This window comes from Synechococcus sp. H60.3 (assembly GCF_047462295.1).
Classification (GTDB): Bacteria; Cyanobacteriota; Cyanobacteriia; order Thermostichales; family Thermostichaceae; genus Thermostichus.
Window position 1 is genome coordinate 1 of sequence record NZ_JANSIY010000101.1, and the last position, 9,336, is coordinate 9,336.

Here is a 9,336-nt window from a genome sequence, read left to right on the forward strand (position 1 = left end):
GCGTCATACGTGACAAAGCCGCCCTTAAACGCTTTAACTGAACGGTTTTTCTGTTGGGCACTCTTACGTGCAGCGGCTAGCCTCCTGCCTACCTGCTGTGCCACTCGCGCTAGCGGGACGGAGTCCTTATTGCTGGAGAACCCAAATCGGGTACGAATTTCGCGGTAGCAGAGCGATTGAAGCTTGACGGCGTTGACCACCTTCTCTGGTGTGTTTTGGTTGACCCAGTTTAGTGCTTGTGCAAAGGCACCCAGAGTCGCATCCAGCTTGGCGGCTTGCGACGCAGATACCTTGAGCTTGCAGGAGACAGTTAAAACTTGGGTCATGTTGCAACTATACGTCCTCTGCATTCCCCCTGGCCCTGACCGGCCCCCCTCCCCCCGTATACGGGGGTACAGGGCGGGGCTCCTGCGGTTTCTAGCTGAAATCTCAGGGGCAGAGGGGATTGGCTGCTGCGGCTGCTCTCCGGGATCTCTGGGGCTAGAGTAGAGATAGTGCTGTGGAATCGGGCAACTGATGCTCTCTCTGGAGCCCAAGGGCCTGGCAGACGGCCCGATTAACTTGGCGGAGTACATCGACCACACTCTGCTGCTGCCGATGGTGACCCCAGAGGAGATCGACCAGGGGTGTGAAATTGCTCTGCGCTATGGCTTCCCCACTTTTTGCGTGCCTCCCTGCTACGTGCCACGGGCGGTGGAGCGGTTACACGGAGCTCGGGTACGGGTGAGCACCGTGGTGGGGTTTCCCCTGGGCACCAACACGGCGGAGGTCAAGCTCTACGAGGCCCAGTTGGCGGCGGAGCAGGGGTGCCAGGAGCTGGATGTCCGCATCAATTTGGCCTGGCTCAAGGCGCGGGAGCTGGATCGCCTCCACGCCGAGATTGCCCAAATTGTGGAGGAGACGGGGGTGTGCGTCAAGGCCATTTTGGAGACAGCCCAGCTCACTGACGAGGAGAAAAGGCTGGCCGCTGAGATCTGCATGGACGCGGGAGTCGCTTTCTTGATGACCTCTACCGGCTGGATGGGAGGGGCGACACTGGCCGATGTGCAACTGCTGTGGCAGCTTAGCCGCGGCAGGGTGGGAGTCAAAGCTTCGGGCGGCATCCGCACAGTGGCGCAGGCGGAGGCGATGATCGCCGCGGGGGCAAGCCGCATCGGCACCTCCTGGGGGCTGGAGCTGATGCGAGAGCTGCAGGCTAGAGGAGCTGACGGCCCATGAGTGGGGTCACCTACCGGGTGACGGGCATTAACCTCAAAGCGATACCGCTGGGGGAGGCGGATCGGATCGTTACCATTTTGACCCGCGAGCAGGGCCTGATTCGGGCGGTGGCCAAGGGATCCCGTAAGCAGCCTTCCAAGTGGGGAGGACGGATGGAGCCCTTTGTTGTCAACGATCTGCTGGTGGCGCGGGGGCGTTGGTCGGCCCAAACGGATCCCTCGCGGCGTCTCCAGCGCATCGCCCAGGCAGAAACCCTGCAGAGTTTTCCCCGTCTGGGCCGCAGCCTGGCCCACCTCACAGCAGCCCAGTACCTGGCGGAGGTGGCTTTGCTGCTGGCCCTGCCCAACCAGCCCCAGGAAGAGCTGTTTGTGCTGCTGGTGGAGCATCTGGAACGCATCGAGCAGGCCCCTGCAACAGAGGCCGTTTTGCCGCTCCTTGTCCATGGGCTCTACCACCTTTTAGTGGTGGGGGGGGTTGCCCCCTCGGTACAAGCCTGCTACTCCTGTGGGAAAGAGTTAGTGGGCGAGGTTTTCTTCTGTCCCCAGGTGGGCGGCCTGGTCTGCGATCCTTGTCGGCTGGCGCAGCGACTCAGCCCAGTTGCCTGGGTCTCTCATTCCGTCCTGCAGGCTTTAGGATCCCTGCCCAACCCGACCTTGTCCCGGCTGGCCGAGCGTGCGCTGCCTCTGGCAACTTGGCTGGCGGCAGAACGTCTGTTGCGGCGGGTTTTGGAGCTGCATGCCGACCGCGAAATCCGTTCCGCCGGTCTGCTCGTCAGTTGCTACCCTGTCCCTGTTGCCGAAACCCTCCTCCCTGCTTCAAATGGCCAGGGATCCCCAGTTGCGGCAGCAGCTTTTTCTGAGGAGGATTCCGAAAGCTTGGCAGCAACCTGAAGAAGTTGTGAAGGTATGTATCAAGTCGGGCAAAATGGCCGCACAATAGAGGGTTAAGGCGGGTTAGCAGCCGCTTCTGGATGATAGATTAGGTGGTAGAAAGTAACTTCTTACGAAGGCTTCTCAGATTCGGTTTGGCGCCAGTCAACCGCGGTAGCGTTTGGGGAGGAGTGCCACACCTGTGCTACCGAGCAGGAGCAAGTGAAGTTGAAGTTGGCGCTTTTAACAAGATTGAATCGAGTGCCGGGCGAGCCTTCGGTGTTTGTTTTCTGGAGCTGCATCCTTGGATTGCGGTTTCCGTTGCCGACAAACAAGGGTTTGGCAGCGTTGCAGTTCCCAGGGGAAGTCCACCCATCCAGAAGGAGCCCCTGAGGAGGCTGCGTCTGACCACCTCGAGTTCGCGCTCACCTCAATTTTTTCCAATCCTTTTCATCTAGAAGTTTAGGAGTTGCAGCACCGTGGAAGCCCAGCGCAAAGAACGGATTCTCGTGGTCGATGATGAGGCCAGCATCCGCCGTATTTTGGAGACCCGCCTCTCGATGATCGGGTACGACGTGGTTACTGCTTCCGATGGGGAGGAGGCGCTGGAGGTTTTCCGCAAGCAGGACCCTGACCTGGTGGTGCTGGATGTGATGATGCCGAAGCTGGATGGCTACGGGGTCTGCCAGGAGTTGCGCAAAGAATCCGACATCCCGATCATCATGCTGACGGCGTTGGGGGACGTGGCCGACCGCATTACCGGGCTGGAGCTGGGGGCAGACGACTATGTGGTTAAGCCGTTTTCGCCCAAAGAGCTGGAGGCCCGCATTCGTTCGGTGCTGCGGCGGGTGGCGCGGTCGTCCCATGAAGGGATCCCCAGCTCAGGGGTGATTCAGGTGGGGGACATTCGCATCGATACCAATAAGCGGCAGGTTTACAAGCGGGACGAGCGCATCCGCCTGACGGGGATGGAGTTTAGTTTGCTGGAGCTGCTGGTCAGCCGCTCTGGGGAGCCGTTTTCCCGCGCCGAGATTTTGCAAGAGGTGTGGGGCTACACGCCGGAGCGCCACGTGGATACGCGGGTGGTGGATGTCCACATCTCGCGGCTGCGGGCCAAGTTGGAGGATGACCCGAGCAACCCTGAGCTTATCCTGACAGCCCGCGGTACCGGCTATCTGTTTCAGCGCATCGTTCCAAAAGGCGAGGAGTAGGACGGGATCCCCCTTAGCAGCTCTTCCAGAGCCCTCCGCATCTGCTGCAGCGGGCCAACCCAGTTGCCACGAGCTTCTTGACGGAACAGGCGCATCATGCCGGGGTACCAGGGGCTGTCCTGCTGCTGGAGGAGCCAGCGCCAATCGGCGGCAAAGGGCAGCAGCACCCACACTGGCTTGCCCATCGCCCCGGCCAAGTGGGCCACGGCGGTATCGACACTGATCACCAGATCCAACTGAGCAACCGCTGCAGCGGTATCGACAAAGCTGCGAAAACGGGATCCCAGCTCCATCACCTGGTGCTGCTCCAAGAGGGGGGCCCACTGGCTGAGATCTTCCCCCACCTGTAGGCTGACCCACTGCACGTCGGGCAAGTGGAGGTGCTGGAGCAGGAGGTCGAGAGGACAGCTTTTCAACCTTTGCACGCGGTTGAGTTCGGGGGTGGCGCGGCGGCCACTGGCCCACACCAGCCCCACCTTTATCCCCCTCTGGGCAACCTCGGGCCAATCTTCCGGCCAGGCGGAGCTGCAATCGGGACAGACTAGATAGGGGATGCGGTTGGGAATTGTCTCCAGCGTGGTGCCCAGGCGGTGGGGCAGGCTGAGCAGGGGCAGGTGCCAGTCAAAGGGAGGCAAGGGATCCCTCTCCGAGATAACCTGTACCTGGGGGAAGGCGGCTTGCACCAGCTCGACGAGGGAGCCCTGACAGCGGAAGAAAATTTGGGCTGCAGGATGGGCGGCGGCCAAGAGCGGCAGGTAGCGCACAAACTGAATGGTGTCCCCCAGCCCTTGTTCAGCGTAGACAAGCAGCGTCTGCTGGCCCAAGGGGGATCCCGGCCACAGGGGCGAAAGCAAGTGCGGATAGGCTGCCCCTTGTCGCTGCAGCCGCCATTCGTACTCCCGCCACCCCTCCTCATAGCGGCCCAGGGTGAGCAAGGCCGTGCCCAGGTTGTAGTGGATCTCCGGCCAGTCGGGGGCCAACTGCAAGCCGCGCCGATAAGCCTCAATAGCGGCCTCGAGTTGGTTTTGCTCTTGCAGGACGGTGCCCAGGTTGTTGTGGGGCTGGGCATCCTCTGGCAGCAGCGGGATGGCCCGTCGCAGACAGTCGGCGGCCTCCTCTAGGCGGTCTTGTAGGTGCAGGCAGTGGCCGAGGTTGACGAGAATCCGCCCCTCCTGCGGCGCCAGGGCAAGAGCGCGGCGAAACCAGGCTTCTGCTTCCCCAAGCTGGTTGTCGAACAGGAGGGCGTTCCCCAAAGTCGCCAAAGCATAAACTTGGGGAGGCTGGGCTGCTGCGGCCTGGCGCAGCACTGCAATCGCCTGCTCCCGTTTCCCCAAAGCCAGCCAACAACTGCCCAACCGGAAGAGCAGTTGCCCATCGGCAGGAGCAAAAGCCAGGCCCTGTTCATAGGCGTGCGCCGCCTCCTCCGGGTTGCCCAGTAGCATCCAGGCATCGCCCAGCTCCTGCCAGGCTGGCACCCAGTCCCTTCTCAGATGCAAAGCCAATTGCAGGGGGGTCAGGGCTTGGCAGGGATCCCCCATCTGCAGATAGAGGGATCCCAGCAACGCCTGGGCGGCGAACAGGTGGGGATGGGCCCGGGTAAGCTGCCGGCAGAGGTGCAGTGCCGTCTCCAGATCCCCTGCTTGTCGGTGGCGCTCGGCCAGCGCCAGGGTCGCCTCTGGGGAAGGGCAGGGGGGTAGAGCGGAGCCTCGTCCTAGGCCCTTTGGCCCAGCCGTCTGCCGGTCGCTTTTTCCTCGCCCGAAGCCCTGGGGCACGGTTTTTCCCTTGGTGGATCCCTTTTTACCCTTCCCGCCGGCATGCGGCAACAGCGGGACATCTTCCTACTCAGGTTAACAGTTCAGGTTAGTAGGACGTTCTTGACAGAGTGTTCCTAACCCCCCGCCCATGCACCGGGCCATCCTCGGGGCTTGCCTTCCGAGGGCTCAGTTGCGGCGAAACAGGCTGTCTAAGTAAATACGGGCGGCGCGCCGATCTGTGTCTCCGCTCTGGAGCAGGAATAGCGAGAGTGCCGCCGTCACCACCCGATCTTGATCCCAGTCGGGGTGACGAGAGAGGTAGTTTTTGAGAGTGTCGTGTAGCTCCTCGGGAATTTCGCTCAAAATGCTGACGGTGGGAGAATCCATAGCCCAACCACCTACTCGGGGTTAACAGTGAAACCAAGAAAACCTAGGGATCCGGCCAAAACCGGGCCTGCCCAGAAGGGAATCGCAAACAAACCAACCCAGCTCTCTAACTTGGGTATGCCGGGGGCCGCATCAGCCCCGTCAAAAGCAAGACAGTCTGTAGAAGTTTGCCCCTAGCCCGTCCGGCAGCGGCCAGAGGATACCAGGCTGCCCCTTGGCCTTGTCTCAGGCAGGAGAAGGGATAGAGTTCTTGGGCAAAGGGTTCTTTGCCTCTGAGGAGAGCTGCCAGGAAAATCTCCCCCTCACCTCAGGTGCGGCTATTCTGCCCTCTGCCCCATGGGGGCTGTCAATCCTGGGCAGCGGCTCCAAGTTTGTTAAAGTCCGCCGCCGGTTTTGATGCCATCGGCAAAAACGGCGCGATCCCGTTACATTCCTAAAGGTGTATCCGCCTGAACTTTCCAGTTTGGACTTTTCCACAGAAACCCTCGCTGCCGTTTCCTGTGGCAAGGAGTCTGTGGAAAACAGCCCGCCCGCCTGTGGAAAGTCTGGGGAAAACCTGTGGATTTCTGAGAAATCTAAATTTGTCCAAAAATTTTTTCTCGCGAGCCCCCTCAGGGCCACTCGACCCGGTAGCGCAAAAACAGCTCCTTAGAGCCACGGTGGCACTCCAGCAGCTCCAGCTGGGGCGGGGATCCCTGCAGTTGCCAGCCCTCGATGCTAGCCGGGGCATCGGCATACCCACTCAGCAACACCGGCGCCAGGGTTACCCACAGCTCATCCAAGCTCCCTGCCTGCAAAAACGCCCCCAAAAGCCGCCCCCCGCCCAGCAACCCCACCCGTTCAATGCCCAAACTGCGCAGGCGGGCCAGCCGTGCCGGCAGATCCCAATCGGCAGCCACCCAGATATCTGCAAAGCCGGTGCGGTTCTCCCAAATCCGGGATCCCTGGGGAGTGGTCCACAGCCAACGGGTGAGGGGCTGCCGAAAAAACGGCAAATCCTCAGGAATATCCCCGCTGCCGGAGCAGATGATCGTCAGAGGCTGAGGGGAGAGGCCCTGCTGGAGTCGGCGTTGGATGAGCTCGGGATCCCGGAGGCGAAGGCTGGTGCCGTAGGCCCGCAGCGTGGCCGCCCCCATAATCAAAGCCTGTTGCCGGGCAGCTTGGTTTTCCAGGTGCCGATAGTCTTCGGCGCTGGCGAAGTGGGGCCTTTGCCCGCGGTGAGCTGCCAGCTTGCCATCCAGACTTTGGGCCAAGATGGCCACCACATGGGGACGAGCCGTTTTCAAAGGCAAATCGGGAGCAATCGGCCAGAATAGAGTTGACAGGGGTCACCCCCTTGCCGCTTTGGTTTTGGGGTCACCTACGCGGGACAAGGATGCTCGGGACATTCCAATCTTCCACCATCCGCATCGAAGTCGAGGCCAGTGCATCGACGATACAGCGCTGCTTGACCGAGGTGGAGTTGTTGCAGCAGTGGATCTGGCCACAGCAATTGCAGGGATCCCTGCCCGCCAGGCTGGAGCCGGGCAGCACCTTTGCCGTCCAATGGGGCCCCCTCTCGATCCTGCACCAAGTGGAAACCCTGCTGCCGGAACGGCTGCGCCTGCTGATGTGGGGCGGAGCCGATGGCTACTGTGATTGGCGGTGGGGGAACGGCTGGGTGCAGTTGCGGGTAGAAGCCGTTTCTCTCTTGCCCTTGGGCTTGGGACAATTGCTGATGCTGCGCCGGCTTCAGCAGTTTGCTCAGAGCCGGGAACAACGGCCTCTTGCAGCTTAAAGATGGACATTCCTGCAACATCCGTGGATCCCCGGCTTGACAAAATGCATCACAGTTGCACTCCCTTACCTTTCTAAGAATTTTCCGACATGATAGCTGTAGTTAAGCTTACTCCTCATGTCCGAGAGGCCCCATGAATCCGTTGACCAGCTCCAGCCCAGCCGCTATTGAGCGGGAAAAGTTCGAGATCCGCTTGGGGGAAGCCCTCAACAAAGCGGGGTTGCTCACCCCCGCCCAGTTGGCTCAGGCCATGTGGGAAAAGGCGGACAGCCCCCTGATGTTGGGGGAGCTGTGTATGCAGCACGGCTGGGTTGCCCCGCAAGATCTCTATCCTTTGATCCCGGTCGAGTTGGTGCGCATCGGCGAGATCCTGGTGCTGCACGGCTACCTGGAGCTGGAGCACGTGTATCAAGCTCTGCTTCAGCAAAAGCACCACCCCGAGCGCAAGTTGGGGGAGATCCTGGTGCAGCAGGGCTGGGTGCAACCCCACTGGTTGGAGTGGGCCCTCGACAAGCAGCAGCAGCTACGGCGACGGCGAGGAGCTGCCAACAGTTGGGAAGTGATGGTGGAGCAGTGGTCCACCATTCCGGATCAGCCTCCCCTCTACGCTTCGCCGCTGCAGGCAGCGCAGCAGGTTCACAAAGCTACCGCGCAATACAAAGCCCAACTGGAGCGCTACCAAGAGCAGGTTGCCGCCCTAAAGGCGCAACTGGAGCAGGAGCGACAGCACCAGCAAGCTACAGCCGAGCAGTTGCGGCAGCAGATTGCTAACTACCAGGCCCAGCAGCAGCGAATGGCCGAGTTGGAAGCCCAACTGGCCGCCCAGATTCAGCAGGGATCCGAGCAACACAGGGCTGCCCAGCAGCGCATTCAAGAGTTGGAGGAGCAGCTCCAAGCCCAGCAAGATCGGGGATCCGCGCAAGTCCAGGCCCTGGCCAAACAGTTGCAAGCTTCCCAAGCCGAGCTGGAGACCTTACGTCGCCGCTGCCACGAGCTGACAGAATGGCAATCCCAGGCCAAACCCAAGCTGCAAGAGCTGGGATCCCGGCTGCAGCAGCACCAGCAAACGGAAGCCCACCTGCGCCAGACGCTGGAGCAGAAGGAAGCCCAACTGGCCACCCTGAGCCAATCGTTGCAGGAGCACCAGCACCAACTCCAACTGGCTCAATCGACGAAAACTCGCCTCATCGCCGACCTGGCCCACGCTCGCCAAGAAGCCGCCGAGACCATCCACCGGCTGCAGATGCAACTGCAGGAAACTCAAGCCCGACTCCAAGAAACCCAAGCCCAGCTCCAACAGGCCCAAGAGCAGGTGCGTCAGCTCCAAGCCCAACTGCAAGCAGTTCAGACACAGCCAGCCCCTCCCCCTGCCACCGTACCTACGGCCCAGCAACAAGTCCCGCCGCAGGCCATCTCAACGCCGACTGTAGCCGCAAGAGCAGCAGAAGGGGAATTACCGCCCCAAGGGTATTTGGGAGAAGAGGACTTGGAAGCGCTGCAGCGGGCCACCCCTTGGGTGCAGCGGATCTTGACCCAATTGCGGGCAGCCGGCCTCCTCGACAATGCTGGCATCGAAGCCGTCATCCATGCCTGGGAAACAGAGGGCGGCACCTTCACGGATGTGCTGACCCACCACAGCGGCCTCAAGCCAGAGACGGTCAAGTTTTTCAGCGAAGACGGCTACTCTGTGTACCTAGCAGGTGGACGGCATGTAGCCGACTACCTTAAGGCTTCGGGGCTGGTCAGCGCCGTCCAAATCGAACAGATTCAGAAGCACCTGCCGCCGGGGGGATCCCTGTGTCAGGCGCTTGTCGAAGCCGGGATCCTGTCGCAAGCCACCGCCCTCTACTTTGAGCGCCACTTCGGCGGCAAAAAGCCCCGCCGCTCCCTGCGGGAAGAGCTGATGTTGTGAGAGTGGGTCGGGAATCCGCACCTCTTTCCCATCTCTTGCACCGGCAAGGAATCCGAGGGCAAACATGGGCTGCCTGCAGACCCCATGCGTCCACTGAAGTTACAGCCTGTTAATTTAAAATAGGGTACAGTTTTTAAGAGGAAGGAGAGAAGGGAATGCCAACCCATTCTTTGGATCTACGGCAAAGGGTCGTGGCAGCTTATCTGGC

Annotated in this window: 8 protein-coding genes and 1 pseudogene; 5 read left to right on the plus strand and 4 right to left on the minus strand. The window is 61.1% G+C overall.

Annotation, left to right across the window (positions count from 1 at the left end; genetic code table 11):
* Positions 1 to 326, minus strand: a pseudogene (locus tag NW841_RS10190) (RNA-guided endonuclease TnpB family protein); the annotation flags it as partial.
* 190 nt (positions 327 to 516) lie between these two features.
* Between NW841_RS10190 and deoC the strand changes: the two are divergent.
* The 3 genes from deoC to rpaB all read left to right on the plus strand — a co-directional run bounded on the left by deoC (position 517) and on the right by rpaB (position 3,298).
* Positions 517 to 1,218 carry a deoxyribose-phosphate aldolase gene (gene deoC / locus NW841_RS10195; protein ID WP_414376243.1) on the plus strand — a complete coding sequence of 234 codons (702 nt, stop codon included), beginning with the start codon at positions 517 to 519 and terminating at the stop codon, positions 1,216 to 1,218.
* Positions 1,215 to 2,108, plus strand: a complete 894-nt coding sequence (gene recO / locus NW841_RS10200; protein ID WP_414376241.1) for a DNA repair protein RecO — start codon at positions 1,215 to 1,217, stop codon at positions 2,106 to 2,108. Before deoC ends, recO begins: the two co-directional genes overlap by 4 nt.
* Before the next feature lie 458 nt (positions 2,109 to 2,566).
* The gene (gene rpaB, locus NW841_RS10205) at positions 2,567 to 3,298 is read left to right on the plus strand and encodes a response regulator transcription factor RpaB (RefSeq protein WP_414365957.1); all 732 of its coding nucleotides are present in this window, start codon (positions 2,567 to 2,569) and stop codon (positions 3,296 to 3,298) included.
* Here the strand turns inward: rpaB and NW841_RS10210 are convergent.
* From NW841_RS10210 to NW841_RS10220, 3 genes are all read right to left on the minus strand, one after another.
* Entirely contained in the window at positions 3,268 to 5,070 is a 1,803-nt protein-coding gene (locus NW841_RS10210; protein WP_414386264.1) for a tetratricopeptide repeat protein, read from the minus strand. The two genes, rpaB and NW841_RS10210, sit on opposite strands and share 31 nt — an antisense overlap.
* Positions 5,071 to 5,238: 168 nt before the next feature.
* Entirely contained in the window at positions 5,239 to 5,439 is a 201-nt protein-coding gene (locus tag NW841_RS10215; RefSeq protein WP_011430239.1) for a DUF2811 domain-containing protein, read from the minus strand.
* Between the two features lie 611 nt (positions 5,440 to 6,050).
* Positions 6,051 to 6,725: a RibD family protein gene (locus NW841_RS10220; protein ID WP_414335053.1), complete on the minus strand. Its 675-nt coding sequence runs from the start codon at positions 6,723 to 6,725 to the stop codon at positions 6,051 to 6,053.
* Between the two features lie 89 nt (positions 6,726 to 6,814).
* On the opposite strand from NW841_RS10220, the gene NW841_RS10225 reads away from it, so the two are divergent.
* Both NW841_RS10225 and NW841_RS10230 read left to right on the plus strand, forming a co-directional pair.
* Positions 6,815 to 7,216 (plus strand): hypothetical protein, encoded by a 402-nt coding sequence (locus tag NW841_RS10225; protein ID WP_414335052.1) that lies wholly within the window; start codon positions 6,815 to 6,817, stop codon positions 7,214 to 7,216.
* Between the two features lie 133 nt (positions 7,217 to 7,349).
* Entirely contained in the window at positions 7,350 to 9,128 is a 1,779-nt protein-coding gene (locus tag NW841_RS10230; RefSeq protein WP_414365953.1) for a hypothetical protein, read from the plus strand.
* The last annotated feature ends 208 nt before the right edge of the window (positions 9,129 to 9,336 follow it).

Excerpts from the sequence above, each read along its gene's own strand:
- recO (WP_414376241.1), top strand. The coding sequence starts at position 1,215 with ATGAGTGGGGTCACCTACCGGGTGACGGGCATTAACCTCAAAGCGATA.
- NW841_RS10215 (WP_011430239.1), bottom strand. The coding sequence starts at position 5,439 with ATGGATTCTCCCACCGTCAGCATTTTGAGCGAAATTCCCGAGGAGCTA.
- deoC (WP_414376243.1), top strand. The coding sequence starts at position 517 with ATGCTCTCTCTGGAGCCCAAGGGCCTGGCAGACGGCCCGATTAACTTG.
- NW841_RS10230 (WP_414365953.1), top strand. The coding sequence starts at position 7,350 with ATGAATCCGTTGACCAGCTCCAGCCCAGCCGCTATTGAGCGGGAAAAG.
- NW841_RS10225 (WP_414335052.1), top strand. The coding sequence starts at position 6,815 with ATGCTCGGGACATTCCAATCTTCCACCATCCGCATCGAAGTCGAGGCC.